20 protein-coding genes and 1 pseudogene are annotated in these 22,511 nt (G+C 65.0%); 1 reads left to right on the top strand and 20 read right to left on the bottom strand.

All coding sequences use genetic code 11. The features are described 5' to 3' along the window. Nucleotides 1-49: 49 nt before the first annotated feature. The 10 genes from AC1DRP_RS20445 to AC1DRP_RS20400 form a co-directional block, all read right to left on the bottom strand. Nucleotides 50-1,159 carry a linear amide C-N hydrolase gene (locus AC1DRP_RS20445; protein ID WP_476769382.1) on the bottom strand — a complete coding sequence of 370 codons (1,110 nt, stop codon included), beginning with the start codon at nt 1,157-1,159 and terminating at the stop codon, nt 50-52. 174 nt (nt 1,160-1,333) lie between these two features. Then, nucleotides 1,334-3,058, bottom strand: coding sequence for a coiled-coil domain-containing protein (locus AC1DRP_RS20440; RefSeq protein WP_476769381.1), 1,725 nt, complete (start codon nt 3,056-3,058; stop codon nt 1,334-1,336). 29 nt (nt 3,059-3,087) lie between these two features. Then, entirely contained in the window at nt 3,088-4,194 is a 1,107-nt protein-coding gene (locus AC1DRP_RS20435) for a protein-glutamate methylesterase/protein-glutamine glutaminase (RefSeq protein WP_476769380.1), read from the bottom strand. Then, nucleotides 4,191-5,063, bottom strand: a complete 873-nt coding sequence (locus AC1DRP_RS20430; protein WP_476769379.1) for a CheR family methyltransferase — start codon at nt 5,061-5,063, stop codon at nt 4,191-4,193. Before AC1DRP_RS20430 ends, AC1DRP_RS20435 begins: the two co-directional genes overlap by 4 nt. A 17-nt stretch (nt 5,064-5,080) precedes the next feature. Further along, nucleotides 5,081-5,560 (bottom strand): chemotaxis protein CheW, encoded by a 480-nt coding sequence (locus AC1DRP_RS20425; protein ID WP_441507871.1) that lies wholly within the window; start codon nt 5,558-5,560, stop codon nt 5,081-5,083. A gap of 85 nt (nt 5,561-5,645) precedes the next feature. Beyond that, a complete protein-coding gene (locus AC1DRP_RS20420) occupies nt 5,646-7,850 on the bottom strand; it encodes a HAMP domain-containing methyl-accepting chemotaxis protein (RefSeq protein WP_441507870.1) in 2,205 nt (734 codons plus the stop codon). 54 nt (nt 7,851-7,904) lie between these two features. Further along, nucleotides 7,905-8,387 (bottom strand): chemotaxis protein CheW, encoded by a 483-nt coding sequence (locus AC1DRP_RS20415; protein ID WP_441490254.1) that lies wholly within the window; start codon nt 8,385-8,387, stop codon nt 7,905-7,907. After that, nucleotides 8,387-10,441: a chemotaxis protein CheA gene (locus tag AC1DRP_RS20410; RefSeq protein WP_476769378.1), complete on the bottom strand. Its 2,055-nt coding sequence runs from the start codon at nt 10,439-10,441 to the stop codon at nt 8,387-8,389. Before AC1DRP_RS20410 ends, AC1DRP_RS20415 begins: the two co-directional genes overlap by 1 nt. Continuing rightward, a complete protein-coding gene (locus AC1DRP_RS20405; RefSeq protein WP_441507868.1) occupies nt 10,438-10,803 on the bottom strand; it encodes a response regulator in 366 nt (121 codons plus the stop codon). The genes AC1DRP_RS20410 and AC1DRP_RS20405 overlap by 4 nt, the downstream gene beginning before the upstream one ends. A 5-nt stretch (nt 10,804-10,808) precedes the next feature. Next, entirely contained in the window at nt 10,809-11,099 is a 291-nt protein-coding gene (locus AC1DRP_RS20400) for an STAS domain-containing protein (RefSeq protein WP_441507867.1), read from the bottom strand. 330 nt (nt 11,100-11,429) lie between these two features. Here AC1DRP_RS20400 and AC1DRP_RS20395 point away from each other — a divergent pair, with 330 nt between their 5' ends. Further along, nucleotides 11,430-12,545, top strand: coding sequence for a helix-turn-helix transcriptional regulator (locus AC1DRP_RS20395; RefSeq protein WP_476769377.1), 1,116 nt, complete (start codon nt 11,430-11,432; stop codon nt 12,543-12,545). Nucleotides 12,546-12,628: 83 nt separating this feature from the next. Here the strand turns inward: AC1DRP_RS20395 and AC1DRP_RS20390 are convergent, their stop codons facing one another. The 10 genes and pseudogenes from AC1DRP_RS20390 to AC1DRP_RS20345 all read right to left on the bottom strand — a co-directional run bounded on the left by AC1DRP_RS20390 (nt 12,629) and on the right by AC1DRP_RS20345 (nt 22,040). After that, entirely contained in the window at nt 12,629-13,762 is a 1,134-nt protein-coding gene (locus AC1DRP_RS20390; protein ID WP_441507865.1) for an AGE family epimerase/isomerase, read from the bottom strand. A 31-nt stretch (nt 13,763-13,793) separates the two neighbouring features. Further along, the gene (locus AC1DRP_RS20385; protein ID WP_441507864.1) at nt 13,794-14,954 is read right to left on the bottom strand and encodes a dihydrodipicolinate synthase family protein; all 1,161 of its coding nucleotides are present in this window, start codon (nt 14,952-14,954) and stop codon (nt 13,794-13,796) included. A gap of 17 nt (nt 14,955-14,971) precedes the next feature. Next, nucleotides 14,972-15,727, bottom strand: a complete 756-nt coding sequence (locus AC1DRP_RS20380; protein ID WP_441507863.1) for a 3-ketoacyl-ACP reductase — start codon at nt 15,725-15,727, stop codon at nt 14,972-14,974. A gap of 3 nt (nt 15,728-15,730) precedes the next feature. Next, entirely contained in the window at nt 15,731-16,504 is a 774-nt protein-coding gene (locus AC1DRP_RS20375) for an enoyl-CoA hydratase/isomerase family protein (protein ID WP_441507862.1), read from the bottom strand. Beyond that, complete coding sequence (locus AC1DRP_RS20370; RefSeq protein WP_441507861.1) at nt 16,501-18,093, bottom strand: acyl CoA:acetate/3-ketoacid CoA transferase; 1,593 nt, start codon at nt 18,091-18,093, stop codon at nt 16,501-16,503. Before AC1DRP_RS20370 ends, AC1DRP_RS20375 begins: the two co-directional genes overlap by 4 nt. Next, nucleotides 18,086-19,108 carry a LacI family DNA-binding transcriptional regulator gene (locus AC1DRP_RS20365; protein ID WP_441507860.1) on the bottom strand — a complete coding sequence of 341 codons (1,023 nt, stop codon included), beginning with the start codon at nt 19,106-19,108 and terminating at the stop codon, nt 18,086-18,088. Before AC1DRP_RS20365 ends, AC1DRP_RS20370 begins: the two co-directional genes overlap by 8 nt. A 2-nt stretch (nt 19,109-19,110) precedes the next feature. After that, nucleotides 19,111-19,839, bottom strand: a pseudogene (locus AC1DRP_RS20360) (amino acid ABC transporter ATP-binding protein). After that, on the bottom strand, nt 19,820-20,473 hold the full coding sequence (locus AC1DRP_RS20355) for an amino acid ABC transporter permease (protein WP_476769383.1): 654 nt from the start codon (nt 20,471-20,473) through the stop codon (nt 19,820-19,822). The pseudogene AC1DRP_RS20360 and the gene AC1DRP_RS20355 overlap by 20 nt, the downstream one beginning before the upstream one ends. Beyond that, nucleotides 20,473-21,153 carry an amino acid ABC transporter permease gene (locus AC1DRP_RS20350; RefSeq protein WP_441490266.1) on the bottom strand — a complete coding sequence of 227 codons (681 nt, stop codon included), beginning with the start codon at nt 21,151-21,153 and terminating at the stop codon, nt 20,473-20,475. The genes AC1DRP_RS20355 and AC1DRP_RS20350 overlap by 1 nt, the downstream gene beginning before the upstream one ends. Nucleotides 21,154-21,221: 68 nt before the next feature. Next, on the bottom strand, nt 21,222-22,040 hold the full coding sequence (locus AC1DRP_RS20345; protein ID WP_069877798.1) for a transporter substrate-binding domain-containing protein: 819 nt from the start codon (nt 22,038-22,040) through the stop codon (nt 21,222-21,224). Nucleotides 22,041-22,511 lie beyond the last annotated feature (471 nt).

Here is a 22,511-nt window from a genome sequence, read left to right as displayed (position 1 = left end):
ATGCAGCGGGCCGAAGGTCCGAACTTTCCTGCCTGCTCGTTCCCGCCTGCTACTTGGCGAATTCGAGCGCCGGCGGCGTCAGGTTGATCTTGAACGGCGCAACCCGCAGGGCCTTCGCATCCAGATCGAAGCTGTTCAGATCGACCGCACGCAGGACCTGATCCTTGTAGCCCTTGATGTAGTATTTCTTGGCCCGCAGGTCGGCGACCGAGGTCCACTGGGTGTATTCGAGCTCACCGCCCTTCGCAGCCGAGTCGATGAAGCCGATCGGGATATCGAAATTGTTCATGATGTGCTCGACAAGGCGCACGGTCTGCGGACCATCGGCAAGCTGCTTCGCCGACGCGGCATAGCCGAGCGCACGAATGAAGCGCGAGGGCGGCGTCGGGTCGCCCGGGATGCCGAGCAAGCCGGAGCCCTGACCGAACGGCGCAAACGTCTTCCCACCGATCTTCAATGGGTCGGCCGAGACCGGCGACATCTTCACATAGTTTCGGATGTTGTTGAGGTGCCAGTCGAAGGGCGGCGAATTGGTCAGGACGCCCATCGGGTTGTCATAGACCTTCAGCTTCCCGTCGATCGGCTCGATGACGATCGAGGCGCCGGTCGCATCATGGATCGGAAAATGGAAGGGCAAGGTGAAGTTCACGATCGGCGCAGGCAGATCGATGATCGCAGTCTTGTCGAGCGCCGCCTTCACCTCGGCAACGGTCGAGAAATTCGACAGCACCCAGCTCAGGAACTCCCACGGTGCCAGCGCGGTGCGCCCATCGGCCTTCTCAGGCGGCGTATAGCTGGCGAAATCGGGGAAATAGAGCGCGCCACCGGCGAGCCCCTTCTCGTTCATGCCGTCCGAGACGAAGGGCTGGCCGAAGCTCATGACGCCGACAAAGGCATAACGCGCCGTCCATTTGATGCCGGGCACATTGCTCGGGCGCGTCCCGACGAACTCGTAGTTGCGCGGCACGACGACGACATCGGACTGGGTCTCGATCGCGTATTCCAGCGTGCGGCCATAGACCGGCGTTCCATCCGCCGCCATCAGAAGTATATTCGTGCAGGCCTGAACCGGCATCACCCCGGCCATCAGGCCGGCCATCAGGCCGGCCAGCGCGGCCGCGATGCCCCGTTTAACAAATCCCCAACCGCCCAGACGCATGCCACGTTTCTCCAAGGTAAGCGGCTGTCTTGTTAGGCGGGCGGGAGCCCAATAATCGTGAAGGGCTCCGGTCAACGCTCAACTTTTGAGCGAAAAGAACAAAGTCAGTAAACCTGCACTTAATGCCGACGCCCCCCGCCTGAATGGCGCCAGGGGGCGCCGGATCGCACAGGCTCAGAACAGGAATTCATCGACATCCGCTTCTGCAGGCACGGCGACCGGCGCACGCGCCCCGGTCACTACTCCGCAAGCCTCGAGCACGGCGGTATGGATCTGGCGTTCCGCCGCCATGGTGTAGTTCGGCCAGATTTCCTGCTCGATGAAATCCCCGACCCGCGCGCGCAGATGCGTCTCCGGCAGTTGTGCGCCGGCAGCGCGCAGCAGTTCATGCGCCGCCCCCGTGATGAGATCACGCATGGCTCCGGTGCTCGAGAAGGACAATCCGGCCTGCTCGATCACGGCGCCGAACCGTTCTCMCTCCCGCAGCAGCTCGTCCAGGCTCGCACCGAGCCGGTCGCCGCTATGGCGCATGGTTGCGAGCGAGCTGCGCATCGTCAGGTCGCGCGAGGCGAAATAGGCAGCGTCGAGCCTCCCCTCGCATTTGAGCACCGATGAGGCGGCCTGCATCTGCGTGAAGGCTGGAGTCAGCTTGCGCGAATCGGTCGACACTTGATCGGCCGCGAACTTCAACTCCTGCGCAATCACCACGAGACTGCGCCCACCGGTGCCGATACGAGCCGCGCGCAGCCCTGCATTCATGCCGATCAGGACGATATTCGCAGCGGTCGCAGCAAGCGCCTCGACCGTGCCCTGGCAGGTGTCGAGAACGCTCGCCACCGCTTCGGTGACGCGATCGACGCCCGCACGGGCGATGTCGCATCGGCCCAGCAGCACTGAGGCCTCGGCGAGGTCAGCCTCCAGCTCCACCAGGAAGGATGCGGCCCCGCCATTGCCGCCGCGATAGAGCGACCTGACGAGATCGATCAGCTGCGTGGTCTCGCGGTCGAGCAGGATCAGCGCGCTGTTGATCTCTTCGACATCGGGACCGAGCGCTCCTGACGCTGCTTCAAGCTGCGCCGACTGAAGCCGGAGCAGCACGTTGACACAGGCGGCGCGTGTCTCGCCGTCCTCGTCGCCGACCGCTCCCGGCGCCTCACCCAGGCGCAGCCCGGAAATGGCATGCTCCAGCCTCTGGCGCATACTGTCACCGGACTGGAGAGCGATGATGGCGCCTCCGGTCGCCAATGTGATGCGGCCCGAGATCGCGGCAGCCTCTTCCGTCAGCGCGACGCTGCGGCTCTGGCGCTCGATGACCTCCGCCAGCGTCTGGCCGAGCTTGCCCGCCAGGGCTGCCAGGGATCTGCCATAGCGTCCTTCGAATTCGCGCTGCGCCGTCAGTGCGGAATCAAGAAGGCTGCAGAGCTGCGCCTGGTCGCGCGCGCAGCGCTCGATCGTGCGTTGGGCCTGCGTAGTCAGCGTGCCGATCTCGCCGGCGAAGTCGCCGAAATCGCTCCCGACCATCGGAATGGAGATCGCCTCGATCCGCGCGCTGCGTGCGAGGATGGTGATGAGCCGCATATGCTCGAGCAGCCGTTCCAGGGCCTGAGAGGCGTTGTGGCTGTGAATCGACAGATCCTGAAGCGCGCTGGTTTCGGCGGAAAGGTCGTCGTTCAGCGTGCGCAGCTCGCCGGCGAGACGATGCAGCGCCGTACGGGCCTGTTCGATCTCGCTGCCTGCGAGTTCGCTCGACAAGGCCGCGAGCTGCTCGTTCAGTGCCTGGAACAGCGTCAGGCCCTCGCCAAGCTGCTGCCCGGCCGTGGCGAAGGTCACATCGATCGCGCGCGCATTCGCATCGAGCGACTGGATCAACCTCGGTAGTCCTTCGTTATTCCGGAACATTCTGCCCCCAACGCATTGCGATTCAGCCCTCAGGCGGTTTGGGCGATCTCGCCTGCCCCGCCGCGCCCGAGATGCGGCCAGGCCATGATTTCCTGCGGGACCCGCGCAAGGCCGACCACGCGCTGGGCTGCGCCAAGCTCGATGGCTTCCTTCGGCATGCCGAAGACGACGCAACTCTCCTCGTCCTGCGCGAGCGTGTGCGCGCCGGCCTTGCGCATTTCGAGCAGCCCGCGGGCACCGTCGTCGCCCATGCCGGTCATGATCAGGCCGAGTGCGTTGGCACCGGCATACTGGGCCGCCGAGCGGAACAGCACATCGACGGACGGGCGGTGACGCGAGACATGCGGGCCGTCCTTGATGGCGACGCGATACTGCGTGCCGGAGCGCTGCAGGAGCATGTGACGATTTCCCGGCGCAATCAGGACGCGGCCGGCGCGAAGCTCGTCGCCATCCTCGGCCTCCTTGACCTCGACCGCGCAAATGCCGTTCAGCCGCCGGGCAAAGGCGGCGGTGAACTTTTCGGGCATGTGCTGCACCACCGCAATGCCGGGGCATGTGACCGGCAGGGCGGTGAGAACCTCCCGCAGGGTCTCGGTCCCCCCGGTCGAAATCCCGATGCAGACGATGCGATCCGTCTCGCTACGGACACGTCCCGGGACCGGTGGCGGCATGATGACATCCGCAGTCAGCTTCTTCTCGACGGGCAGGCGGGCCTGCCTGGGGCKCAGCCGCGCCTGCGCGGCCGCCCTGACGGAGTGCCTGAGCCGGTYAGCCGTCTCGATCAGGGCGTTGCGCGTGTCGATACGCGGCTTTGGCAGCACGTCGACCGCGCCGGCTTCGAGCGCATCGAACAGCGCCCGCGATCCCGCCTCGGTCAAGGTCGAGCAGATKATCACCGGGATCGGCCGCTGCGCCATGATCTTGCGCAGGAAGGTGAGCCCGTCCATGCCCGGCATCTCGATGTCGAGGATCATGACATCGGGCAATTCGTTCTGCAGGCGGCGCACGGCGGCAAAGGCATCGGCCGCCGTTCCCATCACCTCGATGCCCGGATCGTCGTTCAGGATCGAACTGAGGACCTGGCGCACCGAGGCGGAATCGTCGACGATGAGCACGCGGATCGGTGGGCGGGTCATGCTGCTGACATCCTGGGCGCGGCGGGATCGGCCTGATAGACGGTCGGGACGACCTGCTGCAGTCCGGCAATGCCACTGCCCGCCATCGATTCGGAATGGCCAAGCATCAGGTAGCCGCCGGGGCGCAGATGCGACACGAGGCGTTCGATGACGGCCCTCTGAGTCGGCCCGTCGAAATAGATCAGCACGTTGCGGCAGAAAATGACGTCGACGTCCCGGTCGAATGGATAGCTCTCATCCATCAGGTTCAGGCGCTCGAAATGGACCTTTCGGCGCAGCTCCGGCGTGACCCTGACGACGTCCTGCCGCGGATCCTTCGATCTCATGAGATAGCGCTGCTGCAGGGCCAGCGGCACCGGAGCGACGAAGGGGCGCGGATAGATGGCCGCTCTCGCCTCGCGCAGGACCTCCGTCGAGATGTCGGTACCCAGGATCGAGAAGCGGATCGGTCTGGCGGCATTCACCAGGTCCTGCAGCACCATCGCAACCGTATAGGCTTCCGCCCCTGTCGAGCAGGCAGCKCTCCAGACCTTCAGGCCAGCCGGAAGCGAGCCATGCCGCCGCAGCAGCTGCGGCACGGCGACATTGCRCAAAAACTCGAAATGGCTCGGCTCGCGAAAGAAATCGGTCTTGTTGGTGGTCACGCAATCGATCAGGTGAACAAGCTCGTCGTCGAGTCCGCCGCGCTCGAACAGATGGGCGCCGTAGCCGGACACCCCCGCCAGGCCAAGCGCGCGGGCGCGCTTGCGCAGCCTCCCCTCGACCATGGTGCGCTTCGTCGGCGGCAACTTGATGCCAACGCGGCTCTCGATGATCGCGGCGATGGCCGAGAAATGCTTGTCAGCCAGATAGTCCGAGGAATGCGACATCGTTGGCCCCATCGGTCTCAGGCTGCCTTACCGGCGGCGAGATCGGTCAGGGGGAGGCCGTCGGCTTCCATCAGGCGCTCGAGATCGAAGACGACGATGAAGGCTTCACCCTTGCGCCCGATCCCGGCGATGTAGTTCGACTGCCAGCGACCGCCGACATCGGGAGCGGCTTCGGTCTGGTCGGCGTCGAGACCCGTGACCTCGAAGACCCGATCGGCGACGAAGCCGACGCCCAGCGTCCGGCCCTTGACCGGCACATCCAGAATGATGATGCGCGTCGCGTCGGTCGGCTCCGTGCGCGGCAGCCCGAGCTTGGTCCGCAGATCGACGATCGGGTAGCCGGCGCCGCGGACATCGATCATGCCGAGCAGGAAGGCCGGCGCATGTGGCAGCTTCGATATCGGGCGCATGTCGAGAATCTCGCGGACATTGCGGATATCGATACCGAAGAGCTCCTGATCGATGCCAAGGGTCAGGTATTGGGCGGTGTCGGCCATGGAAGACTCGCGATGCGGCTAGGGAACCAGGCGGATTGGAGGGCAGCAGGACCGGCCCCGCCTCCTGGGCGGGGCCGGTATCCGCTCAGGCGCGGTGGAACGCGGCGTCGTGCTGATCCTCGCCGCCATCTATGTCAAAGGCGAAGCCGCCATTGACGACCTTCTTGGCCGGGCGCAACCCGGAGACAGGCGCCTTCTTCGGYTGGATCGCCGTCGCCATGGCCGTGGCCTTGCCGCGCAGCTGGGTGACCGCCCTGTCGACACCAACCGGGCGCTGACTGTTCTTGCGCGTGCTGCCTTCATCGAGCCGGAAGAAGGCGATCGTGGCCTGCAGCGTCTCGGCCTGAGCCGAGAGCTCCTCGGAGGTCGCGGAGACCTGTTCGGAGGCGGCTGCGTTCTGCTGCGTCACCTTGTCGAGCTGCTGGATCGCCTGATTGATCTGGGCAGCGCCGACATCCTGCTCGCGGCTGGCGGAGGTGATCTCCTCGACCAGCTCGGCGGTCTTCTTGATATCAGGCACCAGCCTGGCCAGCATGGAGCCGGCTTCCTGCGCGACCTTGACCGTATCGGCCGACAGCGTCCCGATTTCCGCCGCAGCCGCCTGGCTGCGCTCGGCGAGCTTGCGCACTTCCGAGGCGACCACCGCGAAGCCCTTGCCATGCTCGCCGGCACGGGCTGCCTCGACCGCCGCGTTCAGCGCCAGCAGATCGGTCTGACGGGCGATCTCCTGGACGATGTTGATCTTGGCGGCAATGGTCTGCATCGCGTCGACCGCCTTGCCGACGGCAACGCCGCTCGCTTCGGCATCCTTCGCCGACTGCGAGGCCATCTTCTCCGTCTGGCTGGCATTCTCGGCGTTCTGCTTCACATTGGCCGCCATCTCCTCCATCGATGAGGAGGCTTCCTCGGTCGAAGAGGCCTGCTCGGTCGAGCCTTGCGAGAGCTGTTCGGCGCTGGCCGACAGTTCCTGGCTGCCCGAAGACATGTTCTCGGCAGCACTCGTCACCTGCCCGACGACATCACGCAGCTTCTCGACCATGTTCTCGAGAGCGATGCCGAGCGTGTCCTTCTCCGACAGCCTCTTGGCCTCGACCGTGAGGTCACCATTGGAGATCGCGTTGGCGACAGCGGCCGTGTCGTTGAGATTTGCCGTCATCGTGTTCAGCGCGGTGACGAGATCGCCGATCTCATCCTTGCTCTTCACCGAGATCGACTGTCCGAGGTCGCCGATCGCAACCGCATTGGCGAGACCGACCGCGCTCGACAGGCCGCGGCTGATCGCAAGGGCGATCCAGGTGGCGGCGATGATGGCGATCAGCAGCGAGCCCAGAATGATGCCGATGAGCAGCGTCTTGGCGAAGGCCGCCTGTTCGCTTGCTTCCTTGGCCGCCGCCGCGGCGGACTGCTTGATGAAGTCGGTATACTCATCGAGCCCCGCCATCATCTCGGTGACGGCTTCGCTGCCTTCGCCCATCGAGATCGTGCTGGCCTTGATGTTTCCCGCCTCGCCCGCGACGGCTGCGATCCGAAGCGCCGAATCGATACCCTTGTCGAAGGCGGCAAGCATGTTTGCCGGCGACACTCCCTGCTCCGCGATGGGGGCCGCAGTCTTGGCGAGCGCAGCGCGAACGTCGCGAGCCTGCACTTCGGCAGATTTTTGCAGCTTCTCGACATCGGCAACGGTCGTCGCGCCGAACAGCTGCCCGATCGACCGCGTCAAGCGCAGCCATTCCAGCCGCACCGACTGGAAATCGAGAGCCAGCCGCAGCGCCTCGGGCGAAGCGGACGGTTTGGCGAGCTCGCTCAGGAGCGCCGTCGAGGCGACCGTCACGCCCTGGATGAGCGGCGTCATCTCGCTGATCCAGAGTTCCGCAGCACGATTGTTCGAGTTCAGCTTGGCGTTGCGGATGACCTCGTCCTGCGCCGCGAAGAAGCGATTGATCTTCGGCGTCAGAGCCTCCCAGCGGCGCTTGCCGTCGTCGCTGGCCTGAGCCTGGATCCGCTCCTTCAGCTTCACGGCGTCGAGGCGGTTCTGGACGGCACTCGCCGCATGAGCGAGCGTTTCCTTGTCGGTTGCCGCCATGACGGCATTCTTTTCCGAGCGAACCGACCTGTTCATCATGCTGCGAACGTCGCTGATCTGGTCCAGCCGGTTGGTCCAATTGATCAGCACGTCCTGCGTCTCGGACATGTCGGACAGCCTCTGATAGGAAAGTCCGCCTGCCACCATGGACAGGGCAATGACCATGCCGAAGGCACCGGCCAGTTTAGTCTTGATCGTCAATCTCATAGTCAGTCCCCGATAAGCAACGTGAAGGGTGTCTTGCGCTGGATGGGTAGCGCTTCAGCTCAGAATTTTCTCGAGATCGGGAACGATGACGAATTCGTCGTTCCATTTGGTGATGAACCGGATGAATTCCGGCCGCCAGTGCATTCCCAGACGCGGTGTCTGCTGGATCTGGGCGGTTGAAATCTCCGTGACCTCGTAGACCTTGTCGGCCATGATCCCGAGCGCAACGGGATCACCGTCGATCTCGATCTCCACGACAACGATGCGGGTGTCGGCGGTGTCGGTTCGTCGCGCCATGCCGAAGCGCAGGCGCAGATCCGCCAAGGGGATGACATTGCCGCGCACATTGATGAGAGCCGGCAGAAAGGCGCGCGCGCCCGCAACCCGGGTGACGGGAACCGGGTCGATGATCTCGCGTACCATGTCGGCCTCGATCGCGAAGATCTCGCTGCCGAGCCCGATCATCAGGACCTGAAGCCGCGTCTCCGCTGCCGTGTGAGGGCCGTGGCCGGCGCCGCCTTGCGTCTGAATCTGCATCACGCCGCCTCCGGTGTCTTTTCGGTCTCGGCGCGGCTCTGGCCGAGCGAAACAAGTTGGGCGACGTCGAGAATGAGGGCAGCGGAACCATCGCCAAGGATGGTGGCGCCCGAGAACATCGTGACATCGGAGTGAAGCTTGGACAGCGACTTGATCACCGTCTGGTGGCTGCCGATGATCTGGTCGACGACCAGGCCGACGCGCGTATCCCCCATCGTGGTGATGATGACCTTCTGATGCGGGTCGGCCTCGCCGTCGGCCTCGAAGAGATCGCGCAGCCGCAGGAAGGGCACCAGGTCGCCGCGCACGTTCAGGAAGTTGCGTCCGCGCGCCCGAGCGTCCTCGGCCGCGGTCAGTTCGACGCATTCCTCCACCGCCGAGAGCGGAATGATGTAGCGCCCCTCGCCGACGCGGATCAGCAGGCCCTCGATGATGGCGAGCGTCAGCGGCAGCCGCAGCGTCACCGTGCTGCCATAGCCAGGCACGGTGGCGAGATCGATCGTGCCCCGCATGGCCTCGATCGTGCGTTTGACCACATCCATGCCGACGCCGCGCCCCGACAGCGCGGAGATCGTCCGGGCAGTGGAGAAGCCGGGATGGAACAGGAACTGATGGATCTCGTGTTCGCTCAGGGGCGTCCCGGCCGCGATCAATCCCTGTTCTTCGGCCTTGGCGCGGATGCGGGCCGCGTCGAGCCCGGCGCCGTCATCCTGCACCGTGACGAGCACCTGCGCCCCGACATAGCGCGCGGCGAGTTCGATCCGCCCCGTCGGCGACTTGGTGGTGCCGGCGCGAGCCGCAGGCGCTTCGATGCCGTGGTCGATCGCGTTGCGGATGAGGTGGACCAAGGGATCGGCAAGACGCTCGATCATGGTCTTGTCGAGCTCGGTATCCTCGCCGACCGTCACGAAATCGACGGGCTTGCCGAGATCGCGCGAGAGGTCGTGGACAAGGCGACGGAAGCGGCCGAAGAGCGAGCCCATCGGCACCATGCGCACCCCCATGGTCGAATCGCGCAAGCCGGACGCCAGGCGCTCGATTTCCTCGGCTATCGATTTGATCGCGAGATCCGTTCCGGAATGCGCGAGCTGGCTGAGCCGCGCCTGCGCAATGACGAGTTCGCCCACGCGATCCATCAACTCGTCCAGGCGCTCGGCCTGGACGCGGACGGTCGAGGTCTTGTCCTCACCGCGACGGGCGCCCTCGCTCCGCTCGCCAGTGGCACGCTCCGTCAGGGCGGGCTGCAACTCTTTCGCAACGGCAGGGACAGCGGGCGCCGCCGCAGCCACTGCGTCGATCTCCGCGCTCGCGGGACGCTTCGCATCCGCCGATCCCGCCAAGCCGAGCGGCGTGATCGCAAGCTTCATCTCATCGCGGACGAACATGAAGACATCCTCGATGTCCTCGCGCGTACAGCCCCCCTCAAGCTCGACCGTCCATGCGATCATGCATGTCTCCGGATCGAGCGCTCCGAGTTCCGGCACGCCGTCGAGATGCGCACTCATCCTGCATGAGCCAAGCGCGCGGAGGTCGTCGAGCAGGACCATCGGATTGGTCCCGTTGCGCAGGATATCCGGCTCGAAGGCGATTTCGATCAGCCAGCCTGCGCCGTCTGCGGCGGCCACCGCGGGAGGCTCGTCGAGGGCAGCACCGATGGGCGACGCCGTGCCTCCCCTCGCGCCCGTGGCGATCAKGGCCTGGAGCTCTTCGACGATCGCCTCACCAATGATCGGATCGGTCGAGTCGGGATCGTCGATCAGCGCGCGAATATAGTCCTTGGCGGCCAGGGAGACAGTGATGATGTCGCGCTCCGCCGAGATCTTGCCCTTGCGGATCAGGTCGAAGGCGGTTTCGAAATCATGGGTGAAGGCCGCGACCCGGTCGAAGCCGAACATCGCCCCCGAGCCCTTGATAGTGTGCAGCGCCCGGAACGCCGCGTCGATCAGATCGCTATCCTGGGGCGTCTGACCGAGATCGAGCAGCGCCGCCTCCAGACTGTCCAGCAGGTCGCTGGCCTCCTGCCGGAATGTTTCGGTCGGATCGAGCTCCATCATGTCCGCACCAGCTTGGCGACAACCGCAAGCAGTTGCTCCGGCTTGAAGGGCTTGGTGATCCAGCCGGTCGCGCCCGCGGCCTTCGCCTGCTGCTTGACCCCGTCATCGGACTCGGTCGTGAGGAAGACGATCGGCACCCCCGTAAAGGACGGGAGCGCACGCAGGCCCCGGATCATCTCCAGGCCGTTCATCACCGGCATGTTCAGGTCGGTGATGACGAGGTCGAAACGCTCTGCCTTCGCCTTGGCCAAGCCCTCGGAACCATCACCCGCCTCCACGACCTTATGGCCGGAGGGAGCGAGCACAAGCTTGATCATCTGCCGCACGCTCGGAGAATCGTCGACAGTCAGAATTGCCGCCATGCCACTCAAGCCCTGTTGATGAGAATGCAGTCACCGAACTGCGCGGGCGAGATGCCTGCCCGCACCAGCGCAGCGTTCAAGATGTCCGAAGGAGCCTGCAGCCAGATGCGCTTGCCCGCCGCTCGTGCGGTCCGGCCAGCCGAAATCAGAAGCTGCAATCCGGCGAGATCGATCACGGCAAGGGCCGAACAATCGATTTCGACCTCAGCCTCGGCCTGAACAGCAGAGGTCATCTGATCAAACAGATGACCTACCATTCGTAGCGAGCAATCTGCTGGAAGCATTAACGTCAGCACGAATTGAACCTTCTATATCTTGACCTTCGTTCCTTATGACCAACAAGATTCAATCTCCGACCGCGCACGAAATTCTGCCGAATTACAGCAGGATTACATACAAACAATCGAGATAGTTTAGGTCTGAAACGTTTGATAGGGCCAATCTTTACCTTCAATTCTGATCGATATATTAACCGCGAATCAGATATTGCGCTGTTTGTCAGGCAGTTGCGCCCGGCGAATCCAGTTTGCGCAATCTGTCCTCTCGCTTCGCCTACTGTAAAAAATCGTCGGCGGATTCAGGCAATCCGGTCGGCCTAGGGGCTTTCAGATGGGTCGACACCTGCGATGTCGGAAGCTGCCATGCAGCCAAGGGCTCGCCAGTACGCTTGCTTCCGCCGGCGATCTGTGCCGCGAGCCGAGGTCGAGAACGGTGTGATGACGCGCGCCCATCACCGCTCGACAGCGCGGCGCCAGACGCTGCTTCATTTCGTCACCCATGACCCTCACGAAGCCATGGACCACTTTGCAGCATGCGGAGTGAGCCTCTCGATCTCGCCGCAGAATGAGTCCTCTGGACGAATTGAGATCAATGCACTGAATCAAGCGTCGGACGGGATTGTCCTTACCCGTACGAGTTTCGAGAATGCCGTCGAAATCCAGCCACGGCAAAGTCCATGGGGATATCAGCTGCTGGTGGCGCTCAAGGGTTCGACGAGCATCGAGCTCGGAGATCGCGTCATTCGCTGCGAAAAGCAGCAGGCCGCGATCTTCGATGTGGGCGAGACCAAGGCGCTGCATCGTTCAGCCCATTCGGAAAACTATTCCGTTCTCATCGACAGAAACCTGCTGACCAACCGTCTGTTCGAACTGACCGGGGCGCCGGTCATGCGCAAGCTCAGCTTCGAGCCTGAGCTTGATCTGGAGCAGCCCTCAGTCGACGCCCTGCGTCGCTTCCTCGTGGGGCTCGACCTTTCGATGCTGGTCCGGTTGCTGCAGGATGCTCCACATGGCGCGAGGCGCCTGAGCGCCTTGCTGGCAGACCTCATCCTGGAGGTGTTGCCCCATAATCACGCCAAGGCGCTGGAACGGGGCTCGCATGTCATCGCCCCAAAGCACGTCAAGCGGACCATCGAATTCATCCGGGAGAATGCCCGCAGGCCGATCACCCCCGAGCAGCTTGCGGCGGTCGCCGGCGTCAGCCTGCGGGCCCTGCAATACGGCTTTCAGAAGTTCCTGGGGATGTCGATCTCCGAGTACGAGCGCTCGGTGCGGCTAGAGGCCGTCAAACGCGAGATCGAGGGCCATTCCGGCGAACGCGTCGGCGAGATTGCGCGGCGTTGGCGCTTCTCCAATTTCACGCGCTTCAATACGCAGTTCGAAGCAGCCTTTGGCCTAAGCGCGGTGGCACTGCGCACCCAGCTCAGCCAGCTGCCGCAACCGAAGGGAGCCGTGAAGCCCTAGATGCCGAAGCGACGAAGGGGGCTCGCCGGGGATCTCCGGGACAGGAATTCGAGCTTAGCGACTTCAACCGTCAAACAGGCGGCTCAGGCGCCACGCTCCAGCTCCGCCGCCGCAAAGGCGACATGGTAGAGGACGCGCGTCGGGACGATATCCTCGCGCGAACCACCGTCAGGACCGAGGCGGTTCGCCCAGAGCAGTGCGCCGTTGCCGAAGAAGAGCTCCCGGATCTCCGTGAAGTGACGTTCCGCGCGCTTCGCCGCGTCGCCGTCGCCGAAATGCCGCGCCCGCGCGATCTCGGCTTTCACATACTCGGTCTGCGGCCACAGCAGACGATCGAGAGACAGAGGATCGCCTGCTGCGCTCATCGCCTCGATGACCCCCACCCGGCCATCCGCGAAGCCCCGAACGCCATGCTGCATTGCCGAGGCGTAGAGCCGCTCGATGGGGGCAAGCACCCGATCATCGGCAGAGAGAGCATGGTATTCGAGCAGGAGCCAGACCCATTCGAAATGGTGACCCGGCTCGCGCCAGTCGCCCTTTTCCCCCGGGCAGGGCGCCAGGTCCTCGGTCATGAACTCGATCAGCGAACCGGTACGCACGTCGAAGAAATGCGCCAGGAAGAGATCGACGATGCCCCGCGCCCGCAGAAGCCACTCGGCTTCGCCGGTGACCCGGCATGCGGCAAGCAGCGCCTCGAGCAGGTGCATATGCGGGTTCTGGCGACGAGGGCCAGCGGAGGGCTCGAGGCTCTCGCGATAGCCGCCGGCCGGATGAGCCATCCGATCGTCGAGAAAGGCGATGGTCTCGCGCAGAACGGAACGATAGCCGGCATCGCCGGTCACGTGCTCCATCCAGGCAGAGGCGAAGGCCACGAAGGCATGATCGTAGAAGTCGCGGGTCGCCCCTTCGGGCCCGGTGCTCTGCCTGAAGCCGCCATCCGCCGAGCGCAACGCGTCGACGATCACGGCGAAGGCATCCTTCGCGGCCTTCAGCGCCCAGTCGCCCGGCACACCGAGCTTGTGTGCCACTGCAAAGCTGTAGGCAAGGCGAGCCTGGACCAGCAGCATCCGCGGCTGCCCGATCAAAGGCTCGCCGGATCCAGACAGCCCGCTCACGAAACCGCCGATGGGATGACGGGCAACCCGCGCCCAGCCTGGAAGCAGTTCCTCGGTCAGCCAGCGTCCGGCGCGGCCTCTGCGAGAAGCGAAATCAGGCATTCCGGCTGCCGCAGGATTCATCGTCACGTCTTCAAGCCACGCCATGTGTCGCCAGCAGATGCCGCATCCGTGCGACAGCCTTCTCGGGATCTATCAGGATGCCGGCCTGATCGGCCAGCCTGAAGACCCGCGAGAGATGCAGAATCGAGCGCGTGCTCTCCTGCCCGCCCAGCATTGTGAAATGGTCCTGATGACCGTTGAGCCAGGCGATGAAGACCACACCCGTCTTGTAGAAGCGTGTCGGGGCCGTGAAGATTTCGCGGCTGAGCGGAACGGTCGCCGCCAGTGTCCTGCGAAAGCGCTCCTGCTCGCCGCGCGCAAGATCGCCCAGCGCCGCGTTCACAGCCGGCGCAATCGGGTTGAAGATGCCAAGCAGCGCATCGGAGTGCCCGTGCTCGTCTCCCTCGATCAGCTCGGCGTAGTTGAAGTCGTCCCCGGTGAACATGCGCACTCCGGCCGGCAGGCGGCGGCGCATCAAGATTTCCTTGTCCTTGTCGAGCAGGGAGATCTTGATGCCGGCAACCTTGTCGGAATGGGCAGCGATGATGTCGAGCACCGTAGCCATGGTGGTCTCGAATTCGGCCCCGCCCCAGTAGCCTGCCAGGGCGGGATCGAACATGTCGCCGAGCCAGTGCAGGACGACCGGCTCGCGCACCTGCGACAGGATGCGCCCATAGACGCGGGCATAATCGGCCGGCCCGCGTGCCGCGGCGGCCAGCGCGCGCGACGCCATCAGGATGATGCGCCCACCGAGCGCTTCGACGGCCTCGCACTGGGTCTCATAGGCCCGCAGCACGTCATCGACCGTGACGCCCGGCCCCGGCTCCAGGTGGTCGGTTCCGACGCCCGAAGCGATCAGCGCCCCCGGGAAATCCCGGCTCGCCTCGACGCTGCGGCGGACGAGCTCCAGCGCCGAAGGCCAGCCAAGTCCCATACCGCGCTGCGCGGTATCCATCGCTTCGGCGACACCAAGACCCAGCGACCAGAGATGCCGGCGGAAGGCGATGGTGCGCTCCCAATCGATCGCTGCATCGAGCCAGGGATCGTGCTCGGCCGATGCATCCACCACGACATGGGGCGCAGCATAGGCCACGCGTGTGAACGGGCCCTCGTGCCGCTCGAAGGCGCGCGCCGGCGACAGGCTGAAGGTTTCGCTGCGCCCAGGCGCGACGGGTAGGACAAGGTTCGGCATTGAAGACCTCGGCGCTGTCACAAGCGGTGGAGATGGAGCCCGCCATCGACATGGAAGGCGTCGCCCGTGCTGAAGGGGAGTGCGCCGGTAGCAAGGGAGGCGACGGTGCGAGCGACATCCTCGACCTCGCCCCAGCGGGCAACCGGGGTCAGGCCGTCGGCGATCATCGCGTCATAGCGCGCGGAGACGGGCGCGGTCATTGGCGTATGAATCACGCCGGGCCGGATCTCGTGGCACATGATGCCATGTTCGGCGAGCCGCAAGGCAAAGAGCTTGACCATCATCGAGGCGCCCGCCTTGGAGATGCAGTATGCGCCGCGCTCGGGTGACGCCAGAATCGCGCTCGCGGAGGTGACAGTGATGATGCTGCGCGCGGTGCCAGGCGATGCGGCCTCGCCTGCCATGCGCCGGGCGATCGCCTGCGTCAGCAGGAACGTGCCGCGCAGGTTGATCCCCATCACATGATCGAACTCGTCAGCGCCACCTTCGAGAAGGTCGCCGCGCTGGCGCATCGGCACGCCGGCATTGTTGACATGGCAATGCAGCGGGCCAAGCGCGCCGGCCATGCTGTCGCCGATCCGCGCAGCGTCTGCTCCGATATCACCGGCGACCAGCGCATGGCTGCGACCGCACGCGACCACAGCCGCCGCGGTCTCTGCCAATGCCTCTTCGCTGAGATCGTTCAGGACGAGATCGAAGCCGGCCCTGGCCAGCGCGATCGCGATGGCCTGACCGATGCCGCGGCCTGCTCCCGTGACGCTGGCGATGGCCATGTCTCAGAGCCCCTGCCAGTTCGGAGCCCGCTTCTCGCGGAATGATGCCAGCCCCTCGCGCGCATCCTGCGTCGCCGACGCAATCGCTCCGCCCAGCGCCTCGAGCGCGCGTGACGGCGCATCGTTCTCATGCACCGAGAGCGCCAGCTTCGCAGCCGCGACCGCGACCGGTGCGCGTCCCGCGATCAGGTCCGCCAGGCGCGAAGCCTCGGCGCGTGCCCCTTCGCCTTCGAAGACACCGTTGACGAGCCCCCAGCCTTCCGCCCGCGCCGCATCGATCCGCTCACCGGAGAAGATCATCTGCTTGGCGCGAGGCAGCCCGACCGCGCGCGGCAGGCGCCCGGTTCCGCCCCAGCCCGGCAGTGTCCCGATCGAAACCTCAGGCATCGCGAACATCGCCTGATGCGACGCAATCCTGATATCGCAGCACAGCGCGAGTTCGAGGCCGCCACCAAAGCAGGCGCCCTCGACGACCGCGAGCGTCGGAACGCGCAACGCAGCGAGACGGCCAAACGCGGAATGACCGGGCACGATCCAGCGCTGCCACATCTCGATCGGCGTCAGGCCCGACCACGCATTGATATCGGCCCCCGCGCAGAAGGCCTTGCCCTCTGCCAGCAGCACGGCACAGCGAATGGCCGGGTCGGCCTCGATGGCGTCGCAGGCACGGATCAGTCCGTCGAGCATCGCCGGCGTCAAGGCATTGAGCTTGGCCGCGCGCCGCAAGGTGATGCTGGCGACAGGTCCCCGGACGTCGAATGAAAGCTCTTCGCTCATGGCCTGACTCCAAGGACGAGACCCATCGGGGCCGGATCGAACAGGCGAGGATCCATCGGCCTGAGATCGGCGGCGACCCTAAGCGGAATATCCGCCTGCTCCAGAACGTCGCGCTTCAGGTCGATGCCGTTGGCGATCTCGATCACCTCCGGCCCCTCATCGGTGAGGCGCAAAACGCAGCGCTCGGTGACATAGAGTACGTCCGTGCCAACGCTTCGGCTGCGGCGGCCGCTGAAGGTGACATGCTCGGCCTCCGGCACGAACTTCCTGAGCTTGCCTTCGCGCTTGATGGTCAAACCGCCATCGGCAATCGCAACATCGAGCCCACCCGTGGTGAAGGTTCCGCTGAAGACAACGCGCTTGGCGTGAGCCGTGATGTCGACGAACCCACCGGCGCCAGCCGTCAGATAGGGCCTCGAGCCCAGCCGCGAGACATTGACGTCGCCCGCGGCGGAAATCTGGAGGAAGGAGAGCAGCGCGCAGTCGAAGCCGCCCCCCTGGAAATAGGTGAACTGCTGGGGTGAAGGCAGGATGGCGTCGGCATTGGCCGCGCATCCGAAGGCAAAGCCTGTCAACGGCATGCCGCCGACCGCACCCTGCTCGATAGCCCAGGTGACGCTGCCGGCCTGCCCTTCGGCGAGCAGCACGCGTGGAACCACGGCCGAGACGCCGAAGCCGAGATTCACCGCCCAGCCAGAACGCAGCACCATCGCCGCGCGCCGGGCGATCACGGTCTCGATGCCGAACTCCGGCAGTTCGAAAGCCGAAGCCGGCACGCGGATCTCGCCGCTGATCGCGGGGTCATAGTCGATTCCGGTGGTCTGACGCTGGTCGGGGTCGACCACGACGTGGTCGACAAGATGTCCCGGCACCACAACCTGGCGCGTCGGCAGCGAACCGGTTGCGACGACACGCTTCACCTGGGCGATGACGATGCCGCCATGGTTGCGGACAGCCATGGCCTGGTCGAGCGCGCCGAGCGGTGCGCCCTCATGTTCCATGCTGATATTGCCGCGCTCATCGGCCGTCGTGCCGCGAATGATCGCGACCTTCGGTACGATATTGGGGAAGTGCAGCCACTCCTCGCCGCCGAACGCGACGACGCTTACCACCGGGGGACGGGCGCGTGCCGCGTCGTTCATGGCGCAGCCATGGCGCCGCGGGTCGACGAAGGTGTCGAGCCCGACCTTGGTGAGGACGCCGGCTCGTCTTGCCGCGACATCGCGGTGCATGTCGAAGAGAATCCCGGATGGAACGTTCCAGGCCGCAATCTCATTGCTGCCGATCATCGACCAGATCCGCGGGGACGGAAGCGAGGACGGGCCGGACGGATAGGAGCCGGCCAGGATCGCGCTGAGCAGGCCTGGCTGGGCGAGATGGTCGATGCCGTCGATGCCGTACATGTCGCCGGCGGCGATCGGGTGCAGCGTCGTCAGATTGCGCGGATGCCCCTCCGCCTTGAAGCGTTCGCCGATCGCCTTGAGCACGGCGTCGGGACAGTTCAACCCGGACGAGGACGAGACGGTGACGACGGCGTCGTCGGGGATCAGGCGGGCCGCGGCCTGCGCGGTGATGACAGATTTAGACATGGCGATGTCCAGGGAGGAAGGGGGCGCCCGTCGTGTTCCGGACGATGAGGTGAGCGGGTTGAAGGCAGGTCTTCGGCGGCGCGTTCGGATCGTCGAGGCGCTCGAGCACGAGTTCGGCCGCCTTGCGTCCAAGGTTGCGGGGCTCGATCGCAACCGTGGTCAGGGCTGGCGTCCGCAAGGCCGCCTCCATGATGTCGTCGAAGCCGGTGATCGAGAGCTCGCGGCCCGGTGTCATGCCGCGCTGCGCCAGCGCCAGCGTCGCACCGATCGCCACGAGATCGTTGAAGCAGACGAGCGCCGTGGGCTGCGGACCAAGCGCCAGGGCGATCTCCGCAGCAGCCACGCCGCCTGCCAGCGTCGGCGGACAGGCGATGGAGATCGGCGGCGGCAGACCCGCCTCGTCGGTCGCCTGCTTCAGGCCGGCGAAACGTTCGCGCTGGACCGAGGTTTCGTCATTATGCCCGGCGAAGGCGATGTGCCTGTGACCGAGCCCCAGCAGATGGCGACCAATGGCCTGCGTACCTGCCGCGTTCTGAGCGCCGGAATAATCCGAGACCAATCCCTCGACATGGCGCAACGCCTGGACCAGCGGCAGGTCGGACGGAATCTGGGCTCTCAATTCCGACGCATCGCTGCCGGTCGACGGGCAGAGGATCAGCCCGTCGAGCCGATGTTCGCGCATCCGGGTCAGGATTCGTGACTGCCGTCCGCAATCCTCGCGCGTGTCGGCGATCAGAACGAGCGCGCCCTCCGCCTCCAGGCTCTCGGACACGCCGGCGGCGAGCTCCGAATAGAAGGGGTTGGCAAGATCGAAGACGATCAACCCGATCGTGCCCGAACGAGCGCCCCGCATCGCGGCAGCGGCACGATCATAGATATAGCCCAGCTGGGACGCGGCGCGCTGAACCCGCTCGCGCGCCTCGGCCGAAACCGGGGCGCCGCGCAGCGCCAGCGAAGCGGTCGACTTCGACACGCCCGCCTGTTCCGCGACTTCGATCAGCGTGGGCCGGGACATCGCTAGAGAACGGCTCCGAGGAATTGCTGCAGTTCAGGAGTCTTCGGCGCACCGAAGAACTCCTCGGGTGGCCCCTGCTCGTGAATGCGTCCCTGGTGGAAATAGACCACCCGGCTCGCCGCCTTCCTCGCAAAAGCCATTTCGTGTGTGACAAGCAGCATGGTCATGCCGGACCGCGACAGGCCCTCCATGACCTTGAGCACCTAGCCCGTCAGTTCCGGATCGAGCGCCGATGTGACCTCGTCGAAGAGCATCACCTTCGGACGCATGGCCAGGCTGCGCGCGATCGCGACACGCTGCTGCTGCCCGCCTGAGAGCTGCTCCGGGAAGGCGTCGTATTTCTCGGCCAGCCCGACCTCGGCGAGCACGGAACGGGCGATATCCGAAGCCTCGGCCTTGCCGATCTTCTTCACCAGCCTGGGCGCCAGCTCGATGTTCTTACCGACCGTCAGATGCGGAAAGAGATTGTAAGACTGGAACACCATGCCGACATCCTGGCGCAGCGCACGCAGGGCCTCCTCACCCGGAGCAAGCGCGTGACCGGCAACGATGATCTGCCCGGAATCAGGCGTCTCCAAGCCGTTCAGACAACGCAGGAAGGTGCTCTTGCCCGAGCCGCTGCGGCCGATCACCGCGATCAGCTCCCCTTCGGAAACACTCAGCGAGACACCGTCGAGGACGGTGAGCGATCCGAACGACTTGCGAACGTCCTCAGCTACGACGACCGGCATGGAGCCTCCTCTCGAGCCGCTGGCTCATCACGCTCAGCGGCCAGCACATGGCGAAGTAAAGAAGTGCGACAGAGCCGAAGACCCAGAAGGGCTGGAATGTCACGTTGTTCATGAGGGTGCCGGCCCGCGTCAGCTCGACAAAGCCGATGATCGACGCCACCGAGGTGTTCTTGACGATCTGCACCATGAAGCCGACCGTCGGCGGTACCGCCAGCCTGACGGCCTGCGGCAGCACGACATAGATCATGCGCTGCGCCGGTTTCAGCGCGAGCGAGGACGCCGCCTCCCATTGCTGGCGCGGCACGGCCTCGATACAGCCTCGCCAGATGTCGCCCAGAAAGGCACTGGCATAGACCGTCATCCCGAGCGCCGCCGCCACGAGGGGTGGAAAGCGCAAGCCGAGGAACGGCAGGCCGTAGAAGACGAGGAAGAGCACGATCAGCACCGGCGTGCCCTGCACCACGCTGATCCAGCCGGCTGCGATGTTCCTGAGCATGGCGTTGCGCGACACCCGCATCAGCGCGACGACCATGCCGATCGCGCCGCCGCCAATGAAGGCCAGCAGCGAGAGCAGCACGGTCCAGCGCGCCGCCTCGACGAGAAAGGTGAATTCGGCAGGACCGAAGGAACGGATYATCGACGCACCGCCACCGCGCGACGGCGCGGAAACAGGAACCGGCCGGCGAGATCGAAGCTCAGGCGGAACAGCATCGTGAGGCCGAGATAGAAGCCGGCGAGGATGATGTAGACCTCCATCGAGCGATAGGTGCGGCTGTCGATCAGGGCTCCCGCAGAGGACAGTTCCTCGACGGAAATCTGGGAGAGGATCGATGAGGCAAGCATGGTGAGGACGAACTGGCTCGACAGCGCCGGCCAGACCCGCTCCAGGGCCGGCAGAAGCACGACGTGGAGCAGAATGTCGCGGCGCCTCAGTCCGAGTGCCGCACCGGCCTCGATCTGCGAGCGATGGGTGGCCTCGATTCCAGCGCGAATGATCTCTGCCGAATAGGCGCCGAGATTGAGGGTGAGCGCGATCAGCCCGGCCTGGATCGCCGTGATCTGAATGCCCAGGCCGGGAAGCCCGAAGAAGACGAGGAAGAGCTGGACGATGAAGGGCGTGTTGCGCATGCCCTCGACATATCCGGCTGCAAGAACGCGCAGGAGCCGGCTGCGTGCGCTGCGCGCGACCGCGCACAGGACGCCGATGACCACGCCGAGCACGATAGCGACAGCGGAGATCCAGACGGTCTGCAGAAGGCCGCTCAGGAGCGTGTCTAATTGCGCCCAAACGTCGGAAAAGACGAGGCTTGGCATAGTGCTGACATTTCGATCGCGGGAGAAGACGAAGCCGGTGCGCCGCCGGGGCGCACCGGCGCGCTAGCTCAGAAGACCGGGAGTTCCGGCAGAGGCGCGTTGAGCCACTTCTTGGAGATTTCGTCGAGCTCTCCAGAGTTCTTCATGAACCAGATCGTGTTGTTGAGCCACTGATGCAGCTCCATCTGGTCCTTGCGGACAGCCATCGAGTTGGGCTGCAGCGCGAAGGCAAACTTGAGCTCGGCGTTGGCGCCCTTGTTCTGACCCAGAATCTGATTGACCGTGGTGTCCGGAAGGGCCGCGGCATCGACCTGGCGGCTGAAGACCGCCTGGGCGCAGATCGCATCGTCATCGAAGCGCACGATGTTCGTACCCGGCATCGCCATGCGCGTCAGCGTGGTGTCCTGCGGGCTGCCGCGCGGAACCGCGACGCGCTTGCCGGCGAGATCAGCCAGAGACTTCGCGGCCAGATCGTTCGCGCCCATGATCGACATGCGGAAGGCGCTGTAAGGCATCGGGAAGACGATGGTCTTGGCGCGCTCCGGCGTCGGTCCGAGCGTCGCGACCAGCAGGTCCACACGCTTGGCCTGCAAGGCGGGAATGCGTGCCGGCGGCGCCAGCGCGGTGATCTCCGCCTTCACGCCCATGTATTTGGCGATGAGATTGGCGACATCGACATCGTAGCCCGATGCTTCGCCGCGCTCATTGACGATACCGAAAGGCGGCACGCCCGACACGACACCGATGGCAATGCTGCCGCGCTTGGTGAATTCCTCAGGCGTCGAGGCGCTGGCTGTCGTCGTGCTTGCAGTGACCGCAGCAGCGGCGGCCGTCCCCAAGGCTAGCGCGCCCAAAGCGGCGCGGCGTGACGGATTATGCTCGTCCATGCACTTTCTCCATGTCGCGTTTCCATGAGCCGGGCTTCTAGAACGTTCCAGCTTCGAACTGGAACGTTCCATATGACCAAATCGGTGTCAAGCCCATGAACGCTTCCATCCAGCTCATGGCTCTCCGCCCGCCAGCAAGAGCCGCCGAAAGCCTCTTCGAATTCTGGAGATCCAGGGCACAGCCGAGGCAAGCGAGCGATGCAGATGGCTGGTTCTCGCGCCTGGCGTGATGGCGCCTGCAGCGCGCCTGTGAGGTTGCATGCGAGCCGCCCCTGGTCGGTCGATCCAGGACTGAACGAACACTCCGGAAACCACCGCGCACGTGCCGCGCGATTTTTCCCGGGGGGCAGCTCAATTCTGCGAACAAGCAGGAATTCACCCTATACAACCTAAGCGAGAAACCTCAGGTTTAAGAGCAGCGCGGTGAGAAAATCTGCGAGCGGGGGAAATTGGCATGGCATGCCTTGATGT

It is taken from the genome of Allobosea sp. 01N443 (assembly GCF_056399325.1).
The sequence above is the reverse complement of the archived record's forward strand: the minus strand, read 5'-3'. Positions and strand labels throughout refer to the sequence as shown.

Excerpts from the sequence above, each read along its gene's own strand:
- AC1DRP_RS20445 (WP_476769382.1), bottom strand. The coding sequence starts at position 1,159 with ATGCGTCTGGGCGGTTGGGGATTTGTTAAACGGGGCATCGCGGCCGCG.
- AC1DRP_RS20370 (WP_441507861.1), bottom strand. The coding sequence starts at position 18,093 with ATGTCTAAATCTGTCATCACCGCGCAGGCCGCGGCCCGCCTGATCCCC.
- AC1DRP_RS20365 (WP_441507860.1), bottom strand. The coding sequence starts at position 19,108 with ATGTCCCGGCCCACGCTGATCGAAGTCGCGGAACAGGCGGGCGTGTCG.
- AC1DRP_RS20345 (WP_069877798.1), bottom strand. The coding sequence starts at position 22,040 with ATGGACGAGCATAATCCGTCACGCCGCGCCGCTTTGGGCGCGCTAGCC.
- AC1DRP_RS20385 (WP_441507864.1), bottom strand. The coding sequence starts at position 14,954 with ATGCCGAACCTTGTCCTACCCGTCGCGCCTGGGCGCAGCGAAACCTTC.
- AC1DRP_RS20395 (WP_476769377.1), top strand. The coding sequence starts at position 11,430 with ATGTCGGAAGCTGCCATGCAGCCAAGGGCTCGCCAGTACGCTTGCTTC.
- AC1DRP_RS20380 (WP_441507863.1), bottom strand. The coding sequence starts at position 15,727 with ATGGCCATCGCCAGCGTCACGGGAGCAGGCCGCGGCATCGGTCAGGCC.
- AC1DRP_RS20415 (WP_441490254.1), bottom strand. The coding sequence starts at position 8,387 with ATGCAGATTCAGACGCAAGGCGGCGCCGGCCACGGCCCTCACACGGCA.
- AC1DRP_RS20405 (WP_441507868.1), bottom strand. The coding sequence starts at position 10,803 with ATGGCGGCAATTCTGACTGTCGACGATTCTCCGAGCGTGCGGCAGATG.
- AC1DRP_RS20375 (WP_441507862.1), bottom strand. The coding sequence starts at position 16,504 with ATGAGCGAAGAGCTTTCATTCGACGTCCGGGGACCTGTCGCCAGCATC.
- AC1DRP_RS20425 (WP_441507871.1), bottom strand. The coding sequence starts at position 5,560 with ATGGCCGACACCGCCCAATACCTGACCCTTGGCATCGATCAGGAGCTC.
- AC1DRP_RS20390 (WP_441507865.1), bottom strand. The coding sequence starts at position 13,762 with ATGCCTGATTTCGCTTCTCGCAGAGGCCGCGCCGGACGCTGGCTGACC.